Origin of the sequence: Streptomonospora sp. PA3 (assembly GCF_009728995.1) — a bacterium.
Taxonomy (GTDB): domain Bacteria; phylum Actinomycetota; class Actinomycetes; order Streptosporangiales; family Streptosporangiaceae; genus Streptomonospora.
In genome coordinates, this window is sequence record NZ_VTZW01000008.1 from 380,439 (window position 1) to 406,532 (window position 26,094).

The 26,094-nt window shown below is 73.4% G+C and carries 24 protein-coding genes and 5 tRNA genes; 20 read left to right on the plus strand and 9 right to left on the minus strand.

The genetic code is table 11. From position 1 onward, the window contains the following. The first annotated feature begins 74 nt into the window (after window positions 1-74). The 3 genes from FZ103_RS07500 to FZ103_RS07510 all read left to right on the plus strand — a co-directional run bounded on the left by FZ103_RS07500 (window position 75) and on the right by FZ103_RS07510 (window position 2,074). Window positions 75-653 (plus strand): dihydrofolate reductase family protein, encoded by a 579-nt coding sequence (locus FZ103_RS07500; protein WP_155999865.1) that lies wholly within the window; start codon window positions 75-77, stop codon window positions 651-653. Between the two features lie 126 nt (window positions 654-779). After that, complete coding sequence (locus tag FZ103_RS07505; protein ID WP_255429844.1) at window positions 780-1,286, plus strand: transposase; 507 nt, start codon at window positions 780-782, stop codon at window positions 1,284-1,286. A gap of 173 nt (window positions 1,287-1,459) precedes the next feature. Further along, a complete protein-coding gene (locus tag FZ103_RS07510; RefSeq protein WP_155999869.1) occupies window positions 1,460-2,074 on the plus strand; it encodes a superoxide dismutase in 615 nt (204 codons plus the stop codon). Window positions 2,075-2,190: 116 nt separating this feature from the next. Here the strand turns inward: FZ103_RS07510 and FZ103_RS07515 are convergent, their stop codons facing one another. The 3 genes from FZ103_RS07515 to FZ103_RS07525 all read right to left on the minus strand — a co-directional run bounded on the left by FZ103_RS07515 (window position 2,191) and on the right by FZ103_RS07525 (window position 4,430). Further along, the gene (locus FZ103_RS07515; protein WP_186355967.1) at window positions 2,191-2,865 is read right to left on the minus strand and encodes an HAD family hydrolase; all 675 of its coding nucleotides are present in this window, start codon (window positions 2,863-2,865) and stop codon (window positions 2,191-2,193) included. Between the two features lie 97 nt (window positions 2,866-2,962). Continuing rightward, window positions 2,963-3,601: a DUF4126 domain-containing protein gene (locus FZ103_RS07520; protein ID WP_155999873.1), complete on the minus strand. Its 639-nt coding sequence runs from the start codon at window positions 3,599-3,601 to the stop codon at window positions 2,963-2,965. 580 nt (window positions 3,602-4,181) lie between these two features. Continuing rightward, the gene (locus FZ103_RS07525) at window positions 4,182-4,430 is read right to left on the minus strand and encodes a DUF2630 family protein (protein WP_155999875.1); all 249 of its coding nucleotides are present in this window, start codon (window positions 4,428-4,430) and stop codon (window positions 4,182-4,184) included. Between the two features lie 202 nt (window positions 4,431-4,632). On the opposite strand from FZ103_RS07525, the gene FZ103_RS07530 reads away from it, so the two are divergent. The 3 genes from FZ103_RS07530 to FZ103_RS07540 all read left to right on the plus strand — a co-directional run bounded on the left by FZ103_RS07530 (window position 4,633) and on the right by FZ103_RS07540 (window position 5,972). Next, window positions 4,633-5,247: a hypothetical protein gene (locus FZ103_RS07530; protein WP_155999877.1), complete on the plus strand. Its 615-nt coding sequence runs from the start codon at window positions 4,633-4,635 to the stop codon at window positions 5,245-5,247. A gap of 181 nt (window positions 5,248-5,428) precedes the next feature. Beyond that, entirely contained in the window at window positions 5,429-5,716 is a 288-nt protein-coding gene (locus FZ103_RS07535; RefSeq protein WP_156000091.1) for a metal-sensitive transcriptional regulator, read from the plus strand. Between the two features lie 46 nt (window positions 5,717-5,762). Then, entirely contained in the window at window positions 5,763-5,972 is a 210-nt protein-coding gene (locus FZ103_RS07540; RefSeq protein ID WP_186355968.1) for a copper ion binding protein, read from the plus strand. A 222-nt stretch (window positions 5,973-6,194) separates the two neighbouring features. On the opposite strand, the gene FZ103_RS07545 is transcribed toward FZ103_RS07540, so the two are convergent. Beyond that, a complete protein-coding gene (locus FZ103_RS07545; RefSeq protein ID WP_155999878.1) occupies window positions 6,195-7,571 on the minus strand; it encodes an NAD(P)/FAD-dependent oxidoreductase in 1,377 nt (458 codons plus the stop codon). 401 nt (window positions 7,572-7,972) lie between these two features. Further along, window positions 7,973-8,548, minus strand: coding sequence for a TetR/AcrR family transcriptional regulator (locus FZ103_RS07550; RefSeq protein WP_155999879.1), 576 nt, complete (start codon window positions 8,546-8,548; stop codon window positions 7,973-7,975). Between the two features lie 128 nt (window positions 8,549-8,676). On the opposite strand from FZ103_RS07550, the gene FZ103_RS07555 reads away from it, so the two are divergent. From FZ103_RS07555 to FZ103_RS07580, 5 genes are all read left to right on the plus strand, one after another. Beyond that, window positions 8,677-10,302: a carboxyl transferase domain-containing protein gene (locus FZ103_RS07555; RefSeq protein WP_155999880.1), complete on the plus strand. Its 1,626-nt coding sequence runs from the start codon at window positions 8,677-8,679 to the stop codon at window positions 10,300-10,302. Between the two features lie 134 nt (window positions 10,303-10,436). Further along, the gene (locus tag FZ103_RS25400) at window positions 10,437-12,869 is read left to right on the plus strand and encodes a biotin carboxylase N-terminal domain-containing protein (RefSeq protein ID WP_394350086.1); all 2,433 of its coding nucleotides are present in this window, start codon (window positions 10,437-10,439) and stop codon (window positions 12,867-12,869) included. Then, complete coding sequence (locus FZ103_RS07570; protein ID WP_155999881.1) at window positions 12,866-14,020, plus strand: acyl-CoA dehydrogenase family protein; 1,155 nt, start codon at window positions 12,866-12,868, stop codon at window positions 14,018-14,020. The genes FZ103_RS25400 and FZ103_RS07570 overlap by 4 nt, the downstream gene beginning before the upstream one ends. A 239-nt stretch (window positions 14,021-14,259) precedes the next feature. After that, window positions 14,260-15,039 (plus strand): TNT domain-containing protein, encoded by a 780-nt coding sequence (locus FZ103_RS07575; RefSeq protein WP_155999882.1) that lies wholly within the window; start codon window positions 14,260-14,262, stop codon window positions 15,037-15,039. 83 nt (window positions 15,040-15,122) lie between these two features. Beyond that, window positions 15,123-15,938, plus strand: coding sequence for an alpha/beta fold hydrolase (locus FZ103_RS07580; RefSeq protein ID WP_155999883.1), 816 nt, complete (start codon window positions 15,123-15,125; stop codon window positions 15,936-15,938). Between the two features lie 115 nt (window positions 15,939-16,053). On the opposite strand, the gene thrS is transcribed toward FZ103_RS07580, so the two are convergent. Next, the gene (gene thrS / locus FZ103_RS07585; protein WP_186355969.1) at window positions 16,054-18,027 is read right to left on the minus strand and encodes a threonine--tRNA ligase; all 1,974 of its coding nucleotides are present in this window, start codon (window positions 18,025-18,027) and stop codon (window positions 16,054-16,056) included. A gap of 388 nt (window positions 18,028-18,415) precedes the next feature. Here thrS and FZ103_RS07590 point away from each other — a divergent pair, with 388 nt between their 5' ends. Together FZ103_RS07590 and FZ103_RS07595 are read left to right on the plus strand one after the other, a co-directional pair. Further along, the gene (locus FZ103_RS07590) at window positions 18,416-19,609 is read left to right on the plus strand and encodes an FAD-dependent oxidoreductase (protein WP_186355970.1); all 1,194 of its coding nucleotides are present in this window, start codon (window positions 18,416-18,418) and stop codon (window positions 19,607-19,609) included. A gap of 103 nt (window positions 19,610-19,712) precedes the next feature. After that, the gene (locus FZ103_RS07595; RefSeq protein WP_343233425.1) at window positions 19,713-20,111 is read left to right on the plus strand and encodes a PGPGW domain-containing protein; all 399 of its coding nucleotides are present in this window, start codon (window positions 19,713-19,715) and stop codon (window positions 20,109-20,111) included. 254 nt (window positions 20,112-20,365) lie between these two features. Here FZ103_RS07595 and FZ103_RS07600 read toward each other — a convergent pair. After that, window positions 20,366-20,439 (minus strand) — tRNA-Val (locus FZ103_RS07600). A gap of 451 nt (window positions 20,440-20,890) precedes the next feature. Between FZ103_RS07600 and FZ103_RS07605 the strand changes: the two genes are divergently transcribed. Further along, complete coding sequence (locus FZ103_RS07605) at window positions 20,891-21,310, plus strand: SsgA family sporulation/cell division regulator (protein ID WP_155999884.1); 420 nt, start codon at window positions 20,891-20,893, stop codon at window positions 21,308-21,310. Between the two features lie 208 nt (window positions 21,311-21,518). Here FZ103_RS07605 and FZ103_RS07610 read toward each other — a convergent pair whose 3' ends face one another. After that, complete coding sequence (locus FZ103_RS07610; RefSeq protein WP_155999885.1) at window positions 21,519-22,361, minus strand: aminotransferase class IV; 843 nt, start codon at window positions 22,359-22,361, stop codon at window positions 21,519-21,521. A 510-nt stretch (window positions 22,362-22,871) separates the two neighbouring features. Between FZ103_RS07610 and FZ103_RS07615 the strand changes: the two genes are divergently transcribed. The 5 genes from FZ103_RS07615 (at window position 22,872) to FZ103_RS07635 (ending at window position 23,869) form a co-directional block, all read left to right on the plus strand. Beyond that, on the plus strand, window positions 22,872-23,303 hold the full coding sequence (locus FZ103_RS07615; RefSeq protein ID WP_155999886.1) for a roadblock/LC7 domain-containing protein: 432 nt from the start codon (window positions 22,872-22,874) through the stop codon (window positions 23,301-23,303). A gap of 145 nt (window positions 23,304-23,448) precedes the next feature. Next, window positions 23,449-23,521 (plus strand) — tRNA-Gly (locus FZ103_RS07620). 50 nt (window positions 23,522-23,571) lie between these two features. Next, window positions 23,572-23,644, plus strand: a tRNA-Gly gene (locus tag FZ103_RS07625). Window positions 23,645-23,690: 46 nt separating this feature from the next. Then, a tRNA-Cys gene (locus tag FZ103_RS07630) sits at window positions 23,691-23,765 on the plus strand. Window positions 23,766-23,792: 27 nt separating this feature from the next. Beyond that, a tRNA-Val gene (locus FZ103_RS07635) sits at window positions 23,793-23,869 on the plus strand. A 353-nt stretch (window positions 23,870-24,222) separates the two neighbouring features. On the opposite strand, the gene FZ103_RS07640 is transcribed toward FZ103_RS07635, so the two are convergent. Continuing rightward, a complete protein-coding gene (locus tag FZ103_RS07640) occupies window positions 24,223-25,059 on the minus strand; it encodes a helix-turn-helix domain-containing protein (RefSeq protein WP_222936551.1) in 837 nt (278 codons plus the stop codon). A 77-nt stretch (window positions 25,060-25,136) separates the two neighbouring features. On the opposite strand from FZ103_RS07640, the gene FZ103_RS07645 reads away from it, so the two are divergent. Continuing rightward, entirely contained in the window at window positions 25,137-25,982 is an 846-nt protein-coding gene (locus FZ103_RS07645; RefSeq protein WP_155999887.1) for an alpha/beta fold hydrolase, read from the plus strand. The last annotated feature ends 112 nt before the right edge of the window (window positions 25,983-26,094 follow it).

The window sequence follows — 26,094 nt, forward strand, 5'->3', positions numbered from 1 at the left end:
AGTGCGGCGGCGATGAGTTCGGCCGCCCTCGCCGGTCCACCCCCACACACCCTCGATCACCCTGGGAGCGCATCATGCCCGCCACGTACACCTTCGACGTCTTCTCCAGCCTCGACGGCTTCGGCTCCCACTGCGGCGACTGGGGCGGGTACTGGGGCAAGCAGGGCCCCGAACTGCTCGACCGCCGCCTCGCCCTCTACGACGAGGAGCCGCGGATGGTCTTCGGAGCCGCCACCTTCCGGCAGTTCGTGTCGATGCTGGCCGAAAGCACCGAGGGGTCCGACGTGCGCGACGCCTGGGTCACGCGGATGCGGAACCTGCCGGCGACGGTGGTCTCGACCAGCCTGGAGGGCCCCCTCGACTGGCCCGACGCGACCGTCGCGCGCGGCGACGCCGTCGACGTCGTCGCCCGGCTCAAGGAGGAGTCGCCGGTGCCGCTGCGCTCGCACGGCAGCCTGTCGATGAACCGGGCCCTGATGGCCGCCGGCCTGGTCGACCGCGTCCAGGTGACGGTCTTTCCGGTGATCACCGGCCGGACCGGGCAGGCCCCCGTGTTCGAGAACGCGGCCGACTTCGACCTCGAACTCATCGAGAGCCGCACGCTCGACGGCCGCACCCAGGAGCTCACCTACCGGCCCGTCCTGCACGCCTGAGCCGCCAAGGCCCGCCCGATCCGGTGAGCGGCCCGCGGCGCCCCTGGTCACGCGCGTGCCGATCGCCTGGGGCCGCCGGCGGCGGCCGTCCCGCCGGCATGCGGCGCGCTCCGCACACACGACCACCTGCACAAGCTCACCACCCGCCTGGTGGCCGACTTCGACACCATCGTCATCGAGGACCTGCACGTGGCCGGGATGGTGGCCGACCGGCGCCTGGCCCGGGCGGTGGCCGATGTCGGCATGGGCGAGGTGCGGCGCCAACTGGAGTACAAGGCCGCCTGGTCCAACCGCCGCCTGGTGGTGGCCGAGAGGTGGTTCCCCTCCTCCAAGACCTGCAACGACTGCGGCGCGGTGAAAGCCAAACTGCGCCTGTCTCAGCGGACCTTCGCCTGCCAGGTGTGCGGGGCGGTGGCCGACCGCGACGCCAACGCCGCGGCCAACCTCGCCGGCCTCGCCGAGGCCGCCTCCTCCCCGAGTTGCGGGGCGAGGATAAACGAGCCCGCTGGAAACCCGCGTAAGACCAGCCTTGCTGGCGATGGGTATCGTCACGGGAAGACCCCGCCCGCCCGGGCGGGGTCAACGCCGCGCCGCAAGGCGACGGCTCAGGACACGCTTTCACACGTTTCCTGAACGGTAGGAGCCGGGCGCCTTGGGTAGGGCGCGTCGGGGAAGCCCGGTTTATTCCCGCCCCCGCCTGTCGGAAGGGCTATACAGGCGGGTCGGGGCGGCTGCTGATAGCTTCTTTACCGGCGATCGAGGTCGCCCCGAATCGTTTTCACATCGCGTCAGAGAGGTGCGTAGACATGCCTGCGCCTTACGAGCTCCCGGAGCTGCCCTACGACTACTCGGCGCTGGAGCCGTGGATCTCCGGTCAGATCATGGAGCTGCACCACGACAAGCACCACGCCACCTACGTGTCGGGGGCCAACACCGCGCTGGAGAAGCTGGCCGAGGCCCGCGAGAAGAACGACCTGAGCACGGTCAACCTCCACGAGAAGAACCTGGCGTTCAACCTGGCGGGGCACATCAACCACTCCGTCTTCTGGCCGAACATGTCGCCCGACGGCGGCGACAAGCCCGAAGGCGAGCTCGGCGCGGCCATCGACGACCAGTTCGGCTCCTTCGACGCGTTCCGCGCCCACTTCGGCGCCGTTGCCACCGGCGTGCAGGGCTCGGGCTGGGCGATCCTGGCCTGGGACATCCTCGGCCAGCGGCTGATCATCGAGCAGCTCTACGACCACCAGGGCAACCTGGCGGCCGGCTCCTACCCGCTGCTGATGCTCGACATGTGGGAGCACGCCTTCTACCTGCAGTACAAGAACGTCAAGGCCGACTACGTCAAGGCCTTCTGGAACGTCGTGAACTGGGCGGACGTGCAGCGCCGCTTCGAGGACGCGCGCAAGGTCCAGCTCGGCTGAGTTCTCCGGGCGCACGCGGCGCCGGCGGGCGCCGGTTCGACGCCTGAGGGGCGGCACTCGCGGTGCCGCCCCTCATCGCGTTCAGGCCCGGCCGCGCGCCGGCGCCGCTGCGGTCATCAGCCGCACAGGGCGGCCACCGCCTCCCGCGGGGTGTCGACCACCGGGTGGCCGGTCGCCTCCAGCCGCTCGCGGCTCATCATGCCGGCGGCGACCAGGATCGCGTGCGCGCCGACCTCGGTGGCGGCGCGGCCGTCGTCGTCGATGTCGCCGATGAGCACGACCGTGGCGGGGTCCACGTCCAGCTCGGCGAGGTGGGCGGCCAGGTGGTGGGACTTCGAGCCGTCGGGGGTGTCGAAGCGCCGCCCGTCCACCCGCGCGAAGTGGTCGGCGAGGGCGCGTTCGGCCACCAGCCCGACGAGGCTGTCGTGGGAGGCCATCGACAGCAGCGACTGCGAGCCCCCGTAGGCGTGCCAGTCGAGCAGGACGTCGGGGACGCCCTCGGCCAGGCCGCAGGAGGGCAGCAGCCGGCGGTAGTGGTCGTCGTAGAGGCGGTTCAGCCGCGTCCACTCGTCGTCGGCCAGGGTGCGGCCCAGCAGCTCCTCGTAGCAGCCCAGCAGCGGCCGGCGGAAGAAGGTGCGCCAGAAGTCCAGTTCGACGGGCTCCCGGCCGAACTCGGCGCAGACGCGGTTGAGGGCGGCCATGTTCGCGTGGTTGTCGTCGAGTAGTGTGCCGTTCCAGTCCCAGACGATGTGCTTGACGCCGGTGAGGCGAGCGAACCCGTTTTCTGCCACGGTGTGCACTCTAAGGGACGGGTGCCGCCGGTCCGGCGCCGCCCCGGGGAGGACCCGCCGCCGCGTCCGCGGCCGTGGACGCGCCGCGCCTGCTCCCTCAGGGCAGGCGCGGGACCGCCGACGCAGCGGGCTCGCGGCGCCGGCGCCTCCTGCGGCGCCAGGCCCACACCCCCACCGCGGCCATCAGCACCACCGCGACCGCGGCCAGGATCGGGACGACGACGGCCGCCAGCGCCGTAAGCGCGCTGGCGATGTCCTCGAACACGCTGACCACCGGCCCGCCCGCGCCGAAGGTCACGGCGTTGAGGACCGGACGCGCTCCGGCCTTGAGGAGGTGGAAGGCGAGCGCGATCAGCACACCGGCGGCGATCTGCCACCAGGAGGCGCCGGTACCGTCCTGCGGGGCGCCGCCGACGCCGCCGGCCCAGGAGATGAGCTCGGGAGTGGTGACCGCCGAGGCGCCGGCGCCGAACGTGATCCCGCCGGAGGTGGGGCGCACGAACGTCTGGACGACGTCGTTGAGGCTGTCGACGGCCGGGATCTTGTCGGCGGCGACCTCCAGCGCCAGCAGCGCGCCGAGCACGATCAGCACGGCCGGGTGCTCCAGCCACTGCCAGCCCGGTCCCAGCGGCAGCAGGTCGGTGTAGCGCGCGATCAGCCCGACGGTCAGCAGCGGAATGTAGGCGTTGAGGCCGGCGGCCGAGGCGAGCCCGGTCCCGGTGAGGATCTCCAGCATCGAGGGGTGGCCCGATCCGTTCCGGCGGTCTGAGCACCGGCGGCCGCTGGAGGGTGGGCGCGGCCGACAGCGCGGGGTCGCATGGTGAGACGCCGGGGAGGGGGTTCGAGTTCCCACCGCCCAAGGGGGATATCCCCGAGCCATGGCCGACCGAAGGGGGTGGGCGGGGCATTACTCGCGAAGCGTGTGCGCCGGCTTGCCGCCGAGCGCACGCGGTACCTTGGCGCCGGAGCCGCGCCATCGGTGGTACTGCCCTCCCCGGAAGGCACGCCGAGCGCTCGGCGGCACGCCGGCCCCGAACAAACACTCGGCGCCAAGCGCCTCCGTCAGGGCGGTGGCGGGCGACGGGCACGATCAACTCACGGCGCATCCGCGCCTCCGTCAGGGGCGGCGGCGGGCGACGGGCACGATCAACTCGCGGCGCATCCGCGCCTCCGTCAGGGGCGGCGGCGGGCGACGGGCACGATCAACTCGCGGCGCATCCGCGCCTCCGTCAGGGGCGGCGGCGGGCGACGGGCGGGATTCGCGCAGCACAACCCCATCGCCGCGGCCGGGGCGGTGCCCGATCCTCGGACGGGGCCTACTGGCGGTAGTCCTCGACTTCGCCCGCGGGGCGCACGTGGGCGGCGTCGGGGTCGTCGCCGAACTCCTCGCGGGCGCGGCGCTGGCGCAGCAGGTCCCAGCACTGGTCGAGCTCCTGCTCCAGACGGCGCATCCGCTGGCGTTCCTCCGGCGTCAGCCGATGTTCGCTCTGCTCGCGCAGATCGCGCTCCTCGCTCACCAGATCGCTGATGCGGCTGAGGATACTGCTCTCCTGGCTGTCGCTCATGCCCCCCATGGTCGGTCGGCCGCGGCGCGGTTGGCAAGCGCCGCGCCGGTGACGGCGGACGCGCGGCACGGCAGGTCTAAGCGCGGCCGTTTCGGGGACTGCTTCGACGGGAGGGGTGTGCCGCCCCTCCCCCACCGCCTCCCCACCCCCGCCCGGCGCCCCGGAGCCCCCCGGGACCCCGGCCTCCCCGATTGGAGACCCGATGAGGATCTACGCGGACCGCCCTCTGCGCTTCCTGGTACAGCTCGCAGGTGATCTGCTGACCGCGGGCTGGATCGCGGCGTGGGTGTGGGCGGGCCTGGCGCTGCACGAGACGCTCGGCAGCCTGGCCGCGCCCGGCGCGCTGATGGAGTCGGCCGGAGACGGCGTCTCGGAGAACATGGCCGATGCCGCCGAGCAGGTGAAGCGGGTCCCGCTGGCCGGAGACGAGCTCGCCGCGCCGTTCAGCAGCGTCGGGGAGGCGGGGGCGTCGCTGAGCGAGGCCGGCCAGGGCTTCCAGGAGACCATGGCCACCGTGGCGCTGGCGCTGTCGCTGCTGACGGCGGCGATGCCGGTGCTGTTCGCGATACTGGTGTGGCTGGCCACGCGGGCCCGCTGGATCCGGCGGGCCTCCACCGCCGCCGCGCTGCGGTCGCTGCCCGACCGGAGCGGCGCTTCGCTGCTGGCCCTGCGCGCGCTGGCGTCGGCGCGGCCCCGGCGGCTGCTGCAGGTCTCGGCCGACCCGGCCGGCGCCTGGCGCTCCGGCGACGCCGAGGCGATCGCGGGCCTGGCCGATGTGGAGCTGCGCCGCATGGGGTTGCGCCCGCGCCGCCGCTGACGCCGCACGGCCCCGCCCGACCGCTGCGCCGCGGCGGCGATACTGGGGCGCACGGCGCTGCCGGTATCGTGCCGGGGCGGCGCGCCCCGGACGCGGGAATGCCGCACGCACACAGGGCGCTGCTATACCCGAAGGGGGTATATTGATGGCTGCAGAGCGGGACACCCAGGAGAGCACCCAGATGGCCACCTACGGCTACCACGACAACAAGAAGAGCCACCTGGACCGGCTCAGCCGGATCGAGGGCCAGGTGCGTGGGCTGCGCCGGATGGTCGAGAGCGACTCCTACTGCATCGACATCCTCACGCAGACCGCGGCGGTCAACAAGGCGCTGCGCTCCTTCGCGCTGTCGATGCTCGACGAGCACCTCAAGCACTGCGTCGGGCACGCCGTGGCCAACGGCGGCGAGGAGGCCGACGAGAAGGTGCGCGAGGCCTCGGAGGCCATCGCCCGGCTGGTGCGCTCCTGACCCGCCCGGGGAACCGAATCCGTCGTCCGCAAGGAAGGGGCCGACCGTGGCCGCCAGCACCACAATCACCGTCAAGGGCATGACCTGCGAGCACTGCGTCAAGGCGGTGACCGAGGAGGTCTCGGCGCTGCCGGGCGTGACCTCGGTCGACGTCGACCTCGCCAGCGGCCGGGTCGACGTGGCCAGCGAGGAGCCGCTGAGCGACGCGCAGCTCGACGCCGCCATCGACGAGGCGGGCTACGAGATCGTCAGCTGATACTCCAGCCGGAGATCGTGGTCTGGACGGCGTGACCGATGTGCGCACGCCGACGGCCGCGTGGGGGCGCGGGCGGCACGGACTCCGCCCGGACCCGCCGAGTCCGATCGCCCGACCACGCGGCTTCTGCATCCGGCTCCCGTGTCGAAGGTGGCCGTGGGGCCACGCTCGGCACCGAAAGTGGCCCCACGGACGCCCTCCACACGGCCGGGGCCGGGCGCCTCAGCCGCCTTCGCCGCGTGCGGCGGCCGTCTCCAGCAGGCGGGCGCTCTCCCTGCGGGCGTCCTCGGGCGCCAGGTAGTGGGCGGCCTCCAGGTCGACGAAGGTCGAGGGCTTGCCGCGGTGGAAGCCGAGCCGCGACACCTCGCCGCCGGTGAGCGCGCGGATCATCCAGTTGGCCGCCACCCGCGCGCGGGCGGGGTTGGACGGCAGCGACCACAGGTGGTACCCGCGGGTGACGGCGAAGGCCGGAAGCCCGGAGAGGTCGTAGCCCAGCGGCCGGGCCACGGCGTCGCGCCCGCTGAGGTCGACGACCAGCCCGAGGTCCTTGTGCAGGAACGTGCGCTTGGGCCGGTTGGTCAGCGAGGCGATCACGTTCTCGGCGGCCACCGTGCCCTGGCGCTCGGCGTACTGGGCGGTGGGCGGGCACACCGCGTCGGGGTCGTCCTTGCTGAGGTCGGGCACCGCGGCGGCGTCGCCGAGGGCGAACACGTCGGGCTGGTCGGGCACGGCGAGGTCGGAGCCGACGACGAGCTTGCCGCGCTGGGTTTCGGCTCCCAGCGAGTCCATCAGCGGGCTGGGCGAGGTTCCAGCGGTCCAGATGAGGGTGCGGCAGGGCAGCATCCGCCCGTCGGTGAGCGCGACCTTGTGCTCGGTGACCTCCTTGACGGTGACCTCCAGCTTGACCTCCACGCCCATGGAGCGCAGCAGGTCCAGCGCCTCCTCGCCGAGCTTTGTGCCCAGTTCCGGCAGCAGGCGCGGCGCGATGTCGACCAGGTGCCAGCTGATGGCCGAGCGCAGCGAGGGGTAGAGGCGGGCGGCCTCCTCGGTCAGCCGGCGCAGCGAGGCCGCGGTCTCCACACCGGTGTAGCCGCCGCCGACCACCACGAACCGGCACCGCTCCTCGCGCTCGACGGGGTCGGTGGTGGCGTTGGCCAGTTCCAGCTGGGCGAGCACGTGGTCGCGCAGCACGGTGGCTTCGGCGAGGTTCTTGTTGCCGAAGGCGTGCTCGGTCAGGCCGGGGATGTCGAAGACGCGGGTGAGGCTGCCCGGCGCGAGGATGAGCCGGTCGTAGCGCTCCACGGTCAGCTCGTCGGAGATCTTGCGGATGAGTACCGCCTTGGCGTCGGTGTCGACGCCGATCGCCGAGCCGGGCACGATGCGGGTGCGGTGCAGCGCCCGGTGCAGCGACACCGCCACCGACTGGGGCGTGAGCAGCCCGGAGGCCACCTGCGGCAGCAGCGGGCTGTAGAGCATGTAGTCGTTGGGTGCGACCAGGACGATGTCGGCGGCGGACTTGGGAACACGCCGTTCGAGCCGCTTCAGCGCCTGCAGCCCGGCGAATCCCGCGCCGATCACCACGATACGAGGCCGTGCCATCGTCGATCCACTCCCCCTTAGGCCGCCCCGGCGGTGCCGGCCGGCCTTCGCCCTGCCGTGCCGGCGGCCCCGCCGGGCGCAAGAGTATGTCTGGTGCACGGGCTGCCCGAGCGCCCTGCGGTCAAACGTAGGCGCGGCCGCGCACGGGGGTCGGCTGCGACACACCGGCGGCACCCCTCCTCCGCCGGTGTGTCCGGCGGGCCGGGCAGCGGGGAGGCGGCCGGGGTCGCGGTAAGCGGCCGCCCAGGCTTCGCCGTCACCCGGGCCGGGCCGGACGGCGGGAGGCCGAAGGCCGCGCGCGAGGGGGCGCCCCGCACCCTGCCCGCCGCCGTCCCGCCCCGTGCGGAGTGGGCGCTCCGCCCGGGGAGCCCGGACGGAGCCCGGACGGAGCCCCGCGGCGGTCAGCCCTCGGCCAGCAGGGCGGCCCGGCCCATGGCGAGGAGCAGCTCGGCCATCGGTTCGGGCGCCAGCTCCTGGGCGCTGTGCGGGGTGGAGTTGAGCAGGCCGAAGGCGGCGTGCACGGCGGCGCGCAGGGCGGGCGGGTCGGCGCCGGGGCGCAGGCGCGCGAGCACGCGCACCCACTCCTCGACGTAGCCGCGCTGCAACCGCCGGATGCGGCGGCGGTGGGGTTCGGGGACGTTGTCCAGCTCGCGGTCGTGGACCGTGATCAGCGCCGGCTCGGTGAGCGCGAAGCGGATGTGGCCGCGCAGCAGCTCCTCCAGGGCTCGGCGGGGATCCTCCGCGCAGGCGGCGGCGCGCTCCCTGCCGTCGGCGGCCAGGCGCTCGCTGACCTCCAGCAGCATGGCCGCCAGCAGCGCCTCCTTGCCGGGGAAGTGCCGGTAGAGCGCGGGTCCGCTGGTGCCCACGGCCCGGCCCAGGTCGTCGATGCTGACCCCGTGGAAACCGCGCGCGGCGAACAGTCCGGCAGCGGCCCGCAGGATCTCGGTGCGGCGGTCGCCCGCGGTTCGGCCGGCCATCGGCGCTCCCTCCCGTCGGCCCCGGCGCCGCACCGGCGGGGGCGTGCGGTCTGGACACCGGCGTTAACGGACACTAACATCTTCGATACTAGCGTCAGTTAGCGTTCATTAACAGCGGAGGCGGACAGATGCCAACGGCACCGGTGCTCAGCTCGGCCGTCGACCCCGAAGGCGCCGAGTTCGCGGCCAACGCCGAGGCCAACCGCGCTCTGGCGGCCCAACTGCGCGAGCGCGTCGCCGCCACCGCCCTGGGCGGTCCGGAGAAGACGCGCCTGCGCCACACCGAGCGCGGCAAGCTGCTCCCGCGGGAGCGGGTCGACCGCCTGCTCGATCCGGGGTCTCCGTTCCTGGAGCTGTCGCCGCTGGCGGGTTGGGGGCTGTACGGAGCCGACGGCCAGGACGCCCCCGCCGCCGGCATCATCACCGGGATCGGGCGCGTATGCGGCCGCGAGACGGTGATCGTCGCCAACGACGCCACGGTCAAGGGCGGCAGCTACTACCCCGCGACGGTCAAGAAGCACCTGCGCGCCCAAGAGGTGGCGCTGCACAACCACCTGCCGTGCGTGTACCTGGCCGACTCCGGCGGCGCCTTCCTGCCGATGCAGGACGAGGTCTTCCCCGACCGCGAGCACTTCGGCCGCATCTTCTACAACCAGGCGACCATGTCGCGCCTGGGCATTCCGCAGATCGCGGCGGTGCTGGGCTCGTGCACCGCCGGCGGCGCCTACGTGCCGGCGATGAGCGACGAAGCGGTGATCGTGCGCGACCAGGGCACGATCTTCCTGGGCGGCCCGCCCCTGGTGAAGGCGGCCACCGGCGAGGTCGTCACCGCCGAGGAGCTGGGCGGCGGCGACGTCCACGCCCGCGTCTCCGGAGTCGTCGACCACATCGCCGACGACGACGCCCACGCCCTGGCCGTGGTCCGCCAGATCGCCGACACCTTCGGCCCGCGCGGCGAACCCGCCTGGGAGCGCGCCGAGCCCCGGCCGCCGGCGCTGGACCCCGGCGAGATCTACGGCGTGGTGCCCACCGACACCCGCACCCCCTACGACGTGCGCGAGATCATCGCCCGCATCGTCGACGGCAGCGAGTTCACCGAGTTCAAGGCCGAGTACGGCACCACCCTGGTCTGCGGGTTCGCCCGGATCCACGGCCACCCGGTGGGCATCGTCGCCAACAACGGGATCCTGTTCGGCGAGTCGGCGCTCAAGGGCGCGCACTTCATCGAGCTGTGCGACCGGCGCAGCACGCCGCTGGTGTTCCTGCAGAACATCTCCGGGTTCATGGTGGGCCGCGACTACGAGGCCGGCGGTATCGCCAAGCACGGCGCGAAGATGGTGACGGCGGTGGCCTGCGCGCGGGTGCCCAAGTTCACCGTGGTCGTCGGCGGCTCGTTCGGCGCCGGCAACTACAGCATGTGCGGGCGAGCGTATTCGCCGCGGTTCCTGTGGATGTGGCCCAACGCGCGGATCTCGGTGATGGGCGGCGAGCAGGCCGCCTCGGTGCTGGCCACGGTGCGCCGCGACCAACTGGAGGCGCGCGGCCAGGAGTGGCCGGCCCAGGAGGAAGAGGAGTTCAAGGAACCGATCCGCGAGCAGTACGAACAGCAGGGCGACCCCTACTACTCGACCGCGCGGCTGTGGGACGACGGCGTCATCGATCCGGCCGACACCCGCACCGTGCTGGCGCTGGGGCTTGAGGCCGCCCGCTACTCGCCGCTGGAGCCCGTGGGCTACGGCGTCTTCCGGATGTGAGGTGGTCAGCGGTGTCCGATCATGAGCAGCACGCGGCCCGGTCGGCCGATGCGGCGGGCCAAGCGGTGGAAGCCGACACCGGAGGCGCCGGGCCGCGGGACCGCCCCGCGCCCGAGGAGGCTCCGGCCGTACTGGTGGCCAACCGCGGGGAGATCGCGGTGCGCATCATCCGCACCGTGCGGCGCATGGGCCTGCGCTCGGTCGCGGTGCACAGCACCGCCGACCCAGGGGCCCGGCATGTGCGCGCGGCCGACGCCGCCGTGTGCGTCGGCGGTCCCTCATTGGCCGACAGCTACCTCGACGCCGCGGCGATCGTCGCCGCCGCCGTGGAGTCGGGGGCGCGGATGGTGCACCCCGGCTACGGCTTCCTCGCCGAGAACGCCGACTTCGCGCGGCGCTGCGCCGATGCGGGACTGGTGTTCATCGGCCCGCCGCCCGAGGCCATCGAGGCGATGGGCGACAAGATCCGCGCCAAGCAGCGCGTCGCCGAGGCCGGGGTGCCGCTGCTGCCCGGATTCGCCGAGGAGCCCGGCCGCCCCATGGACGACGCCGAGCTGGCCCGCGCGGCCGAGCGCATCGGGTATCCCCTGCTGATCAAGCCCTCGGCGGGCGGCGGCGGCAAGGGCATGCGGATCGTGCACGATGCCGCGGAGCTGCCCGCGGCGGCCGCGGCGGCGCGCCGGGAGGCGGCGGCCGCGTTCGGCGACCGGACGCTGCTGGTCGAGCGGCTGGTGCGGCGCCCGCGCCACATCGAGGTGCAGGTCCTGGCCGACCGGCACGGCAACGTGGTGCACCTGGGCGAGCGCGAGTGCAGCCTGCAGCGCCGGCACCAGAAGATCGTCGAGGAGTCGCCTTCGCCGCTGCTGTCCCCCGAGCAGCGCGCGGCGATGGGCGAGGCGGCGGTGGCGGCGGCCCAGGCGTGCGGCTACGTGGGCGCGGGCACCGTCGAGTTCATCGTCGAGCCGCCGGAGGAGGCGGGCGCACCGGCGCCGGAGGTGGACTCGGCTGGCGCATCCGCGGGCGGACAGCACGGCGCGGGGGCTCCGGGGGAACCCCTTATCTCAAGTCAAGCCGAGAACCGCGCCGCAGCGCCACCCCGGACACCGCACCTGTGGACGGCCGGCGCGGCCCCGCCCGGACCCGGGCGCAACGGCGGCGGAGCCCCGGGGGGACCCCTTGATTCCAGTCAACCCTCCCCCGCCCGCCCCGCGCCACCCCGGCCCGGCTCCCTGGGGACGACCGCGCCGCTCGACTACTCCTTCCTGGAGATGAACACCCGCCTGCAGGTCGAGCACCCGGTCACCGAGGCTGTGGCCGCGATCGGCGGGCGGCGCGGCATCGACCTCGTCGAACTGCAGATCCGCGTCGCTCGCGGCGAGCCGCTGCCCTTCGCCCAGTCCGACGTGTCGCTGTCCGGCCACGCCGTGGAGGCCCGCGTCTACGCCGAGGACCCCGCCCACGGGTTCCTGCCCACCGGCGGGCGCGTCCTGCTGCTCGACGAACCGGCCGGCGAGGAGGTGCGCGTCGACTCCGGGCTGGACGAGGGCGCCGAGATCACCTCCGCCTACGACCCCATGCTGGCCAAGGTCGTGACCTGGGCGCCCGACCGCGCGGCGGCCCTGGACCGGATGGATTCCGCGCTGGCCGGCTACACCCTGCTCGGCTGCGACACCAACGTGGCGTTCCTGCGCGCCCTGCTGCGCACACCCCCGGTGCGCGCCGGCGCTCTGAGCACCGACCTGACCGAGCGGCTCGCCCCCCGGCTCACCGGCACCGCCGAGCCGGCGGATCCGCGGGCCGCCGGTGGCGGTGCGCCCGCCGCCCCCGCCCCCGACGAACTGCTGGCGGCCGCCGCCGACCACCAGCTGAGCCTGGAGCCCGACCCCCGCAGCGCCGACCGCTTCGCCGTCCCCGACGGGTGGCGCATCGGCGAACCCGCCTGGACCGAGTGGCGCCTGCGCTCGGCGCGGCACCGCGCGGCCGTGGTCCGCGTCCGCCGCCGCGTCGGGCCCGCCGCGGCTCCGGCGCTGCTCCCCGCACCCGCCGCGGCCGGGACGGTCGGCTACGAGGTCAGCATCGACGGCGGCCCGCCCGAGCCCGTCGACGCCGCCCGCTCCCCCGACGGCCGGACGCTGGTCGTCGCGCTGCGGTCGCGCGTCCTGCGCTACGCCCGCGCGGGCGAGCCGTCGGGGCTGTGGCTGGGCCGCGGCGGCGCCGCCTGGCACTTCCAGGACGACCCCGTCCTCGCACCGTCCCGCGGCAGCGGCGCGGCCGGCGACGGGTCGGTGCGCAGCCCCATGCCCGGCACGGTGCTCTCGCTCGCCGTCGCCGAGGGCGAGCGCGTCGCCGCCGGCGCGCCCGTGGCCGTCGTCGAGGCGATGAAGATGGAGCACACCGTCACCGCGCCCGTCGCCGGCACGGTCAGCGAAGTGCCCGTCAAGCCGGGACGCCCGGTGGCCATGGATGCGCTGCTGGCCCGCATCACCCCGGAGCCCGCCGCGGCCCCGCCCGGCTCCGGCGGCCCCGACTCCGCACCCGCCACGTCCCCAGGAAGTGAGGCGCCATGACCCACCGGTTGTCCGAGGAGCACGAGGAGCTGCGCCGCACCGTCGAGGAGTTCGCCCGCACCGAGGTCGCGCCGGTCATCGGCGACTACTACGAGCGCGGCGCGTTCCCCTACGACCTCGTCGCCAAGATGGGGCGTATGGGCCTGTTCGGTCTGCCGTTCCCCGAGGAGCACGGCGGCATGGGCGGCGACTACTTCGCGCTCTGCCTTGCGCTGGAGGAGCTCGCCCGCGTCGACTCCTCGGTGGCGATCACCCTGGAGGCGGGCGTGTCGCTGGGCGCCATGCCGCTGTATCGCTTCGGCACCGACGAGCAGCGCCGCACCTGGCTGCCGCGCCTGTGCTCGGGCGAGGCGCTGGGCGCCTTCGGGCTGACCGAGCCGGGCGGGGGGTCGGACGCGGGAGCGACGCGGACCACCGCCCGCCTGGAGGACGGCGAATGGGTGGTCGACGGCACCAAGGCGTTCATCACCAACTCCGGCACCGACATCACCGCCCTGGTCACGGTCACCGCCGTCACCGGGCGCCTGGCCGACGGGCGCCCGGAGATCTCGGCGATCCTGGTCCCGGCGGGCACGCCGGGCATGTCGGTGGGCCAGCACTACTCCAAGGTGGGCTGGAACGCCTCGGACACCAACGAGCTGGTGTTCGACGGCTGCCGCGTGCCCGAGGCCAACCTGGTGGGCGAGCGCGGCCGCGGCTACGCGCAGTTCCTGCGCATCCTCGACGAGGGCCGCATCGCCATCGCGGCGCTGGGGGTGGGCCTTGCGCAGGGGTGCGTGGACGAGAGCCTGCGCTACGCCGGCGAGCGCGAGGCGTTCGGCGGTGCCATCGGGCGCTACCAGGCGATCCAGTTCATGATCGCCGACATGGAGGCGCGGGTGCACACCGCGCGCCTGGCCTACTACGACGCCGCCTCGCGGATGCTGGCCGGCGAGCCGTTCAAGAAGCAGGCGGCGATCGCCAAGCTGGCCTCCTCCAACGCGGCCATGGACAACGCCCGCGACGCCACGCAGATCTTCGGCGGCTACGGGTTCATGAACGAGTACCCCGTCGGCCGGTTCTACCGCGACGCCAAGATCCTGGAGGTCGGCGAGGGCACCTCGGAGATCCAGCGCATGCTCATCGCCCGCGAGCTGGGGCTGCCGGCCTGAGGCGACCGCCCGGCCGGCGCGGTGCGCGGGGCGGCGCCCTCCGGCCGGACACGCCGAGCGCCGAGGCGCCCCGGGCGGGGCCGGGCGCGGTCCGCCTCGATGGCACGGCGGCGGAGCGGATCGCCTCCGGCGGTTTCGAATTCGCCCGCATTCAATAACGCTGTGTAGTTAAATGACTCCGGAAACGGTCGGCGCGGCCCGCCCGACCGCGGTTTGCCACGCCGAACGGAGTCATCGCCATGCCCCTGCCGTTCCCGCACGCCCGGCCGCGCCGGACCGCACTCGCGCTGGTGGCGGCGCTCGCCCTGGCCGGGGCGTCGGCATCGGCCGCGTCGGCGGCCGATGCCGCGGCGGTCGCCGCACCCGCCGAACACACCTGTCCCGTGCTGGTGCCCCCGCCCAGTGGGGCCGACCGCGACCGCTACCTGTGCGGGGACCGCCGCCTGGGCCCGGCCGAGCTGCCCGACGAGGGGGTCGTCGGGCAGCTGGTCGCGGACTACGACCGCCTCGGCGGCCGCACGCCGGTCGCGTTCCTGGCCGAGCACCGCGAGACCGGCGTCGACCCCGAGACCGGCGGGCTGCGGGAGAGCTGGCGCTATCCCCCGCACGACGGCTTCGCGCTGGAGGGCGGGCGGCCGCGAAGCGCGGAGAAGGCGGTGCCCGCGGGGGCGATGGTGGACCGCTTCGGCTCGCCCTTCGGCTCCTTCCTCGCTCCCGCGGGGACCCCCTTTTCCGAGCGGGCGCTGCCGCCGGACTCCCTGAACACCTGGCCGGGCGGACCGGAGCACAATTACCGCTGCTACCGGGTGGCCGAGTCCTTCACCGCGCGCGTGGGCCCGATCGCGCCGGCGTTCGAGCAGCCCGGGGGCGGCCTGCAGATCCTCCTGGAGCCCGGGCTCGTCGAGGAGGCCGACGGCCTCGACGAGCTGGGCGCCGACTCCATGGTCGAGTGGGGCTACCTCGACAAGCGCCCGGTCGCCGAGTGCGACGTCGAACCCGGCGCCGCCCTGGCGGCCTGAGCGCGCGTCGCGGTTCCGGCCGCGCGGATCCGGTGCGGCGCGCGCCCGGTATTCGCCGGCCGGATCGGGTACACCTGGTGTTCATGGAGACGTCGCGCATCGTCTACGACAGCTGGGGAGTCGGCGCACCCGTGGTGCTGCTGCACGGCCTGGGCCACCACCGGGGGGCCTGGCAGCCCGTCGTCGCCGATCTCGCGCCGCTCTACCAGGTCCTCGCGCTGGATCTGCCCGGGTTCGGCGACTCGCCCGCGCCGGGGCCCCAGGACCGCTACGACGTCGGCTTCCTCGTCGACGCGGTGCTGGGCCTGTGCGCCGACCTGGGGCTGCAGCGCCCGCACATGGTGGGCAACTCCCTGGGCGGGGCGGTGGCGCTGGAGGCGGCCGCCCGGGGCGAGGCCGCCTCGGTGACGGCGCTCTCCCCGATCGGTTTCGGCTCCGCCGCGCGCACCGCCCTCGCGCGTGCCCTGGCCGCGAGTGCCCGCTGGGCCGCGCGGGTGCCGCCGCCGCTGGCCCGGGCCGCGGTGGAGACGCCGCCGGCCCGCGCCCTGGCGCGACGGGTGCTGCGGGCCGATCCCGGTTCCGCGGCCGCGCACGAGGTGGTCTTCGACACCGCGGTGCTGGCGCCGGGGTCGCCGTTCGTGCGGATGGCGCCGCACGTGGCCGCCTACCGGTTCACCGGGGCGGTGCGGTGCCCGGTCACCATCGCCTGGGGCGACTGCGACCGGCTGCTGCCGCCCGCCGGCGCCCGGCGCGCGCTGCGGCGCATACCGCACGCGCGCAGTGCCGCGCTGGCGGGCTGCGGGCACATCCCCATGGCCGACGACGCCCGCTCGGTCGCCGCCGAGATCCTGCGGACCTGCCGGACGGCCCAGACGGCGGGCGCGGCGCAGGGCCCCTGATCCACGGCCCGCCGAAGGCGCGCGGACCGACGGCACGCGCCCCGAGGCGCTGCACCGCGGCCGACCGGGCCGCGCACACCCGCGCGCCGGAGCCCCGGCCCGGCGCCCCGCCGCCCTAGCGGCGCTCGCGCACCGCCCGGACGATCTCGTCGGCCGCCTCCTCCAGCGGCACCCCGTTGTTCTGGGAGCCGTCGCGGTAGCGGAAGGACACCGCCCCCTTGGCGACGTCGTCGTCGCCCGCCAGCAGCATGAAGGGGACCTTCTGCTTCTGGGCGTTGCGGATCTTCTTCTGCATGCGGTCGTCGCTGGAGTCGACCTCGGCGCGGACGCCCTGGGCGCGCAGCCGTTCGGCGAAGCCCGCCAGGTAGGGCACGTGCTCGTCGGCGATGGGGATGCCCACCGCCTGCACCGGTGCCAGCCAGGCGGGGAACGCGCCCGCGTAGTGCTCCAGCAGCACGCCGAAGAACCGCTCGATCGAGCCGAACAGCGCCCGGTGGATCATGATCGGGCGCTGCCGGGAGCCGTCGGCGGCGGTGTACTCCAGCTCGAAGCGCTTGGGCTGCTGAAGGTCGACCTGCAGCGTGGACATCTGCCAGGTGCGGCCGATGGCGTCCCTGGCCTGCACGGAGACCTTGGGGCCGTAGTAGGCCGCGCCGCCGGGGTCCAGGACCAGTTCCAGGCTCTGCTTCTGGGCGGCCTGGCGCAGCAGCTCGGTGGCCTCGTCCCACTCCTCGGGCTCGCCGATGAACTTCTCGGACTCCCCGCGGGTGGACAGCTCCAGGTAGAAGTCGCTGAGGCCGTAGTCGCGCAGCAGGTCCAGCACGAAGGTGAGCAGGGTGTCCAGCTCGTCGGGCGCCTGCTCCCGGGTGCAGTAGATGTGGGAGTCGTCCTGGGTGAACCCGCGGGCGCGGGTCAGGCCGTGCACCACCCCGGACTTCTCGTAGCGGTAGACGGTGCCGAACTCGAACAGCCGCAGCGGCAGCTCGCGGTAGGACCGTCCGCGCGAGCGGAAGATCAGGTTGTGCATGGGGCAGTTCATGGCCTTGAGGTAGTAGTCCTGGCCGTCGAACTCCATGGGCGGGAACATGCCCTCGGCGTAGTTGGGCAGGTGCCCGGAGGTCTCGAACAGGTGCGCCTTGGAGATGTGGGGGGTGTTGACGAAGTCGTAGCCGGCCTCCTCGTGGCGCCGGCGCGCGTACTGCTCCATCTCCTTGCGGACGACGCCGCCCTTGGGGTGGAACACCGGCAGGCCCGAGCCCAGCTCCTCGGGGAAGGAGAACAGGTCGAGTTCGGCGCCCAGCTTGCGGTGGTCGCGCTTCTCGGCCTCCTCCAGGAAGGCGAGGTAGTCCTTGAGGGCGTCGCGGTTCTCCCAGGCGGTGCCGTAGATGCGCTGCAGCTGGGGATTGGCCTCGCTGCCGCGCCAGTAGGCGGCGGCCGAGCGCATGAGCTTGAACGCGGGGATGGCCCTGGTGGTGGGCAGGTGCGGCCCGCGGCACAGGTCCTTCCAGCACAGGTCGCCGGTCTTGGGGTGGAGGTTGTCGTAGATGGTCAGCCCGCCGGCGCCGACCTCGACCCCGGCGCCCTCGGCCGACTCGCCGGCGTCGCCTTTGAGGCCGATCAGCTCCAGCTTGTAGGGCTCGGCGGCGAGCTCGGTGCGGGCCTCGTCGTCGGAGACCGGGCGGCGCTCGAAGCGCTGGCCCTGCTTGACGATCTCCTGCATGCGCTTCTCGATGCGCTTGAGGTCGTCGGGGGTGAAGGGCTCGGCGACGTCGAAGTCGTAGTAGAAGCCGTTGTCGATGGGCGGGCCGATTCCCAGCTTGGCCTCGGGGAACAGGTCCTGGACCGCTTGAGCGAGGACGTGGGCGGTGGAGTGGCGCAGGATGGCGCGGCCGTCCTCGGAGTCGACGGCGACCGGCTCGACGGTGTCGCCCTCGGCGAGCACGTGGGCGAGGTCGCGCAGTTCGCCGTTGACGCGGGCGGCGACCACGGTGCGCCCGTCGGCTTCGAGCGCCTGGCCGGCCGTCGTCTGGGCCGCCACCGCACGCTCGGCTCCGGCGAGGGTGATACGCAGCTCAGGCACGACGGACACGGTGTCTCCTCACACATTGGTCGGCGGATGCGCGCGGGTATCGGCTCGGCGCGGGGCGCGCGAGCGGGCCGCGCCGCTCCCCATCGATGCTATCGGCTCGGCCGCCCCCCTTCACCCGGCTTTCCCCCGCCGCCGCGGGGCGGAGAACGGCCGCGTCGTGCGGCGCACCGGCCGCGCGGCTTGCGGTGATGCGGGCCGAGCACGGCAGCCGGGCCGCCGGCACCGGACACCCCGGTACCGGCGCGGACCGCGCGGGACCGGAGCCGACCACAGTTCCGATCAAGTCGGATCGTTTAGTATCCGTTGGGTGCCGCAATGCGCCCGAACGGGCATAAACCCGTTGGAGCAGGCAGCAGACAGGCCGGACTAGGCAGGCCGGAGGTATTCGGTGCGAGTCGTGGTGGTGGGAGCGGGTATCGCCGGCATGTCGCTGGCGGCCGCGCTGGCCCGCCGCGACGGCACCGGTGTCGCCGTGCTGGAGCAGTCGTCGGACCCGGCTCCCCCCGGGCCGGGGGTGGAGCTGACGCCCAACGCCGTCCGCCCGCTGCGGCGCCTGGGCCTGGGACCGGCCCTGGAGCGCGCGGCGGTGCTCCCGCACTCGCGCGACATGCTGAGTTGGGAGGACGACCACCTGCTCGCCAGCGTGCCGCTTGGCGAGTCGCTGGCCGAGCGCTACGGCGCGCCCGTGCTGACCCTGCTGCGCTCCGATCTGCACCGGGCGCTGAGCGAGGCCGTGCCCCCCGAGACGGTCGCCCGCGGCCGCTATGTCACCGACCTGCTGGAGAGCAGCGACGGGGTCGCCCTGCGCTGCGCCGACGGCCGGCAGGTCCACGGCGATGTGGCCGTGTGCGCCGACGGCGCCAACTCGCTGATGCGCAGCCTGCTCAACACCGACCGCTACCGCCCGGCCCGGCGGCTGGTCTACCGCGGGCTGGCGCCGGCGGCCCGCGCGCCCGAGCTGTGCGGCCGGGAGCGGGTGCACGTCTGGGCGGGCGGCGACCGCTACATCTCCTGCTATCCCGTCTCCGGCGGCGAGCAGGTGAGCTTCACCGCGACCGTGCCCGCTCCGACCGGCGAACCGGCCTCCTGGGTCGCGGGGGACCGCACCGGCGGCCTCGCCGAGGCGTTCGCGCAATGGAGCCCCACGGTGCTGGGCCTGATCGCCGCGGCCGACTGGGTGGGGGTCTGGGGCGTCCACGACCACGAGCCGGTCCCGGTGTGGCACCGCGGCCGGATCGCGCTCATGGGCGACGCCGCCCATCCCACCCTCCCCTTCTTCGCCCAGGCGACCAACCAGGCCGTCGAGGACGCGGTGGTGCTGGCCGACTGCCTGCGCGACTCGACGGCGCTGACCGCCGGGGAGGCGCTGGAGCGCTACGCGGCGGTGCGCAGGCGCCGCACCGACCGGCTGCACTCCATCACCCGCGAGATCCTGGACAGCCTGCGGGCGGGCGGCGAGTACTCCCCCGAGGCCTGGCTCGGGGCCGTGGAGAAGGCCGAGAAGGCCAATGCCGACTGGCTCTACGGCGTTTCGGACGGGGCGTGCGCGCCTGTGGTGGGCGCCGATCCCGCGGCGGGCTGAGTTGCCGCGGGGCCGCGCAGCGGTCCCGGGCGCCCGGATGCCGTCTTTGAACAGCGCGGCCTGTGCCGTTACCCGCTCTTGATCCGCCGGATATCGTGGGGGCATGTCTCCGAGCCCTATGAGCGGCGCTGGCCACCCGGACCCGGCGGCATCCCCTACGGCCCCCGCCTCCCGCCACGCGCGGCGCTGGCGCAGGTTTCGCGCCCGCCTGCGCATCTGGCGGATGCGCATGCACTCCCATCCGGTGCTGAGTTGGACCTGGCGAACCGTTGTCGCCACCGTGGGGCTGGTGATCCTGCTCGCCGGCGTCGTGATGTGCATCACACCTGGGCCGGGAGCCGCGGGCATCATCCTCGGATTGGCGATCCTGGCCACCGAGTTCGCCTGGGCGCGGGGGGTCCTGCGCTTCGCGCGCGCCTGGGCCCACCGCGCCAAGGAGCGGGCACTGGCCAAGACGCGCCGTCGGCGCGCGCAGCGCCGAAAAGCCCCGTCGATGCGGTGAGCCCGCCCCCGCGGCGCCTCGTCCACGTATCGGACATCCGGTTATGGGTATAGGGGGCGGTGCCGGACGACTATGGCTTCGGCCACGTCGGCGGCGATCGGGGCCGGTCCGCACGGCGGCGCCGTCGGCTCGTTCACCTGGGACGACGGCGAGCGCGGCGCATCGGGGCCCCCGGTGCCGGCGGCGCGCCGAGGGCGGGCTCGCCGACGAAACAGGCCGACTCCGTGTGGACGGAGCCGGCCTTCTCTAGGGTGTGGGCGATACTGGACTCGAACCAGTGACCTCGTCGGTGTGAACGACGCGCTCTAGCCAACTGAGCTAATCGCCCGGAGGCGTTCCGCTTGCTGCGGAGCGAACACTGAAGACTCTAGCGCATCCGACGGGGTGGATCGTGCAGTCCTCCCCTGGAGGCCGATACGACTGTGACCGACGTCTCACCAAGCGGAGCCATGGCTACGTTCATCCAAGGGCAAAGCGACAAAAGCCCGGCAGAGACGGGCATACAGCCGCCCGGACCGCGCCGGGCCTCCCCCGCGCAGGCCACCCGCGTGACGTGCCGCACAGATCATTGGGAAATTACTGGTTTCCGCAGCTCATTACAGTGACGGAGGACCAGGTGGCGGCCCATGGACCGTCAACCGCGGTCCAAATCATCCACGCACCGGCAAGAAGCCTGCCGGTTGTGCGTCATAGCCCCCGCCCGGCTGCGTTGGAGCGGCCGAGAGGGCAACGAACCCGCGCCCCCGACACCGGGCCGGACGAGAAAAGGTTTGGCGAAGATGAACAGTAGCGGCACCACTGCCAGCGCCGAGCTCGGCCTTCGGCTCGTGGTCCCCGACCGCACGGCCGTCCCTCTGGTCGCGCGGCTGGACTACACCGCCGACGACCCCTACGCGATCAAGGTCGCCTTCCACACCGGCGAGGACGAGCCCGTCGAGTGGATCTTCGCGCGCGAACTGCTGACGGTCGGCATCGTGCGCCCGGCGGGCGACGGCGACGTGCGGGTGTGGCCGGAGAAGGGCCCCGGAGAGCGCACCGTCAACATCGCCCTGTCCTCGCCCTTCGGCCAGGCGCAGTTCGATGCCGAGGTCTCGCCGCTGGCGGAGTTCCTCCACCGCACCTACGAGATCGTCCCCGCAGGCCAGGAAGGCGACTACGTCGACCTCGACGCCGAGATCGAGCGCCACCTGCAGGCCTGAGCACCACCTCGACCCACCCGCACCACGCCGCTGCGGGGCGCGAACGTCCAGCACAGCGGGTGGATGCACCCACCCGCCGCTGGCGCGCTACCCGCGGACCCGGGCGGCAAACGATCCCATCACCGGCAATCAGGACAAGTCACCGGTATTCCGGGCCGTGCGGCTCCTGCGGGGGCGCCCGGCCCGTCCGCTCCCCCGACGCGCCCGCTCAGGGATCGATGTCGGAGGCGCCCCGGTCGACGAACACGTCCATGGTCTTGCGTGTGACCGGGCCCGGCGCCGCGGGCAGCTCCCGGCCGTCGACCGCGCGGATGGGCTGCACGTCGCGGCCCGAGGAGGTCAGAAACGCCTCCGAGGCCCGTTCGAGGTCGGCCATCGCGATGTCGGCCTCGGTGCCCCCGGCCCACTCCAGGACGAGTTCGCGGGTGATGCCGGCCAGAGGCCCCGCCGACAGCGGCGGGGTGAGCAGGTCGCCGTCCAGGACGACGAAGACGTTGCTTCCGGTGCCCTCGCACAGGTTCCCGGCGGTGTTGGCGAAGACCGCCTCGCCGGCCCCGCGCCGGCGGGCGTAGTCCAGGGCCAGCACGTTCTCGGCGTAGGAGGTCGTCTTCAGGCCGGTCAGGGCGCCGTTCTCGTTGCGCGTCCAGGGCACGACGGCCACGTCCACCGTCGGCGTGACCGGGCTCAGCGGCGCGACCGCGACGACGCAGGTCAGCTCGCCGGGCGTGCGCTCCGAACCCAGCGGGCCCGGGCCGGCGGTCACGGTGATGCGCACCCGCGACCTCTCGATGCCGGGGTTGGCCTCCATCGCCTGGCGCACGCCGTCGGCGATGAGGTCGAGGTCGGGGGACGGCAGACCCAGTCCGGCGGCGGAGCGGGCCAGCCGCTGCAGGTGCCTCGACAGCGCGAAGGGCTGGCCCGCCACGCCCTTGACGGTCTCGAACACCCCGTCCCCCACGGTGATGCCGTGATCCAGGACGGGGATCAGGGCCTCCGTCTCGTCGACGATCCGGCCCCGGCCGAATCCCGCGCCGGCGATCCACACCCGCATGCTCGACTCCTCCTTCGTGCTGGTGCCGCGGCCGCCGCGGCACCGCCCACCGCCGTTTGCGGCACAGACGCCGCGCGCGTGCGCCGTCCCGCCGCCCCTACCGTGCGCGGGCGCGGGCGGGCGCCCGGCCGCGGACGCCCGCCCGCATGCGGCGCCGCCTGCCTTCGATCCTGCCACCTCGCCCGCACCGGCGCCGGTGCGCCGCGTCGGTGACGCCGACGTCACACGCGCTCCGATCCCGGCTGCGCAAGGCCTGTGACCAACTTTGGCCGCACCCCTATGCGCACCGGCCACCACGGGTAACGTAGCGAATCGCACCCGTACCCGTCCTATCGCACTAAGTGGCCACTCGTCCGACACGCCCCAGCGGAGCCACCGGGTGGATCACGAATGGCTATCATCTGAGCAACGCTTACGAGGACCCTCGGGCCCGGGGGTTCCGCGGACGCTACGCGCCCCGCTGCGGGGGTGCGCGCCTCCGGCCGAGACGACGACGGACCTAAGAGAGCTATGACCCCACAGAGCACCGCCCCAGGCGAGTTGAGCTGGCTGCTCGACGACCTCCTCACCCGCGCCCAGGGCGCCCGGCACGCCATCGTCCTGTCCACCGACGGACTGCTCATGGCCAGCTCAAGCCACCTGGACCGCTCCAGCGCCGAGCATCTGGCGGCGATCACCTCCGGCTTGCACAGCCTGGCGGCGGGAGCCGGCAAGCACTTCAGCGCGGGCGGCATCCGCCAGACCATCATCGAGATGGACGACGCCTTCCTGTTCGTCGCCGCAGCCGGGGAGGGCGCCTGCATGGCGCTGCTCTCCGACACCGAGTGCGACGTCGGCCTGGTCGCCTACGAGATGAACAAGGTGATCGAGCGGGTCGGCCAGTACCTCACGGCCCCGCCCCGCCCCGACATGCCCACCGGCCCCGCCCACGTCGAGCGCTGAGGGGCCTCCTCCCGCCGCACGCCCAGGGCGGTGCCCCGCGCCCGCACCGCCTGCGTATTCGATTTCGTCCGCACGCCGGTTATCCGATAGAGTCCAGAGACAGCGAAGGAGGCGCCCCGCCCCCGAACGGGACACCTACCTCCGCGCGGACGTGGCTCAGCTGGTAGAGCATCACCTTGCCAAGGTGAGGGTCGCGGGTTCGAATCCCGTCGTCCGCTCGACGTGCACACGCATGCACGCCAAAATGTGGGTCCGCCCATGGACGCACGCGGACGTGGCTCAGCTGGTAGAGCATCACCTTGCCAAGGTGAGGGTCGCGGGTTCGAATCCCGTCGTCCGCTCGGAGTAGCCGTAAGGGGACATTCCAGCGCCTCGGTCACGGCTCGCGGCGGAGTGGCCGAGTGGCTTAGGCAAGGGACTGCAAATCCCTGTACACGGGTTCGATTCCCGTCTCCGCCTCCACCCCCTTCGCACCCCGGTGCGAACCTCGGGCGGTTAGCTCAGTTGGTTAGAGCGCTACCTTGACACGGTAGAGGTCACAGGTTCGAATCCTGTATCGCCCACCAGCATCATCGCAGGTCAGAGGCCGCTTCGGCGGCCTTTTTCCGTTTCCGGCCCGTTCTTGTGGAGACGGTCGGGAGACGATCTTTCTCCCCCTCCCCTCATGCGGCGCCCCTCGCGTCGATCCGCAGCAGTACTCACCGAGCCGCAGAACCGTCTCGACGATCCTTTCGCGCCGGCCGCTTGCCGCGCCTGCCGGCTCCGTTGCCGGCGGTCCTCCAAGCGCCGTGCGATCCTGCTCCTTCATCGCGGGTCACGTACTCGTACACCTCGCCCGTCCCCCGCATCCGATGGCCCAGCCGGGAGACCCGCACGACCTCGCGCCCCCGTCCTCGGCCGGCTGTGGGGAGTTTCGTGGTCAGGGCCATCCCCATGCGATGTGGTCGACCGCGAGAAACGGCTCGTCGGCAACGGTCGCAGGGGTCAGCGACGTGAACGCCGCGACATCTCGGTGCAGGTGGGACTGGTCGGTATAGCCGAGGTCCGCCGCGACTCCGGCGGCATCCCGGCCCGCGACGATGCGGTGGACGGCATGGTCGAAGCGGACCAGCTTCGCGGCACGCTTGGGCGGAAGGCCGATCTGCGACCGGAAGCGGGACCACAGGCGTTTGCGGCTCCAGCCGAGCTCGGCCGCCAGGTACTCGATCCGGATCGAGCCGCGGGCGGCGACGATTCGGCGCCAGGCCCAGGCGATCTCTGCGTCCACCCGCGAGGCCGCCGCGCACCGGTCGGCGAGCCGGCCCTCGAACCACGCGAAGCGTTCCTGCCAGGACGAACGCTCGCCCAGTTGCTCACTGAGCCGTGCCGCCTCCCGGCCCCACACATCGTCGAGGGCCACCGCGGTGCCGTCGAGGTCGGCCGCGGCGGGCCCCACAACCGCGTGTGCGACCAACGGTGACAGGCGCACCTGCAGGGCCTCGAACCCCTCGGCACGCAGCCGCCGGACGGCTTCGCCGAACCCGATCCCGGTGAGGAAGCTGCCCTGCAACGGCCTGGTCGCGTATTCCGCGGCCATCGTGCCGCCGAACACCAGAACCAGGGTCACGGCTGGATGCGGAATCAGCCGGAGGCCGGGCGGGGTGAGGCCGCGGTCGGCGAACCCCGCCATGGTGACGCCGGGCACGCGGCTGGGCCGCTCCGGGCATGCGATGTCCCACAACACCGCATCGTCCCGTTCGGACCCGCCGGAGCGCATGCGCCCATGCTACGCACGCCGACCGGCGGGAACATTCGTCCAAGCCATCGGCACTCACCAGCGGCGACGGTGCAGGCATGACTGTTTCCAACGGCGAATCCCATGCCCCGGCCACCGAGGAGTCGACCCTGCTTCTGGACGGCGGCGAGATCCACCTGTACCAGGACGGCCCCCGTAAGGCTCCCGCACTTCTGCTCATCCACGGAACCGCGGCGTCGGCCCGATCGTGGGACCCGATGGTTCCGCTGCTGACCGGAGCCCATCACGTCATCCGGATCGACCTTCTCGGGGGCGGCCGGTCGGCCAGGCCAGACGACGCGAGCTACGCCGTGCCCGATCAGGCCGGCCGGGCCGGCGCCGCACTGGAGCAGCTCGGTGTCGAGCACGCCGTCGTCGTCGGCCATTCCAGCGGTGGCGCGGTCGCCACCGCCCTCACCGAGCAGCGTCCCGACCTTGTGACCGCGCTGGCGCTCATCAGCACCGGGCCCGCGATGGCCGCTTACATCGAGAAGGAGGCGGCCGCCGGTATCGACCCGAAGCAGTGGCCGAACCTCACCGACGATCAACTCCGCCAGGCGGTCAGCTCCGCATTCGCCCCCGGCTTCGACATCCCGCAGACGTTCCTGGACCAGGTACGCGACATGGACCTGTCCGCGTTCGCCGCGACAGCACAGGCGGTCCGCGCGTACCTGGACAAGCGTTCGCTCCCCGAACGGCTGGCGCTTCTCGGCAAGCCGCTGCTGGTCCTCTTCGGCGAGGAAGACCGACGGTGGCGCCCCGCATCCGCCGACGACTACCGCGCCGTGCCCGCAGCGACGGTCACGGTGCTGCCCGACCTCGGACACTCACCCAACATTGAGGACCCGCCGCGGACCGCCGCGCCGCTCCTGGCCTTCACCGCGAAACACGCCCCACAAGCTTGAGGCTGGAGCGTCCGGCTCCGGGACCAGTGCCCGACGCGCATCCGACCAGAACGGTGACCATTCGGTATGCCTGCCCGCGCGCAGCGTGGGCAGGCATACGTTCGGACAACCA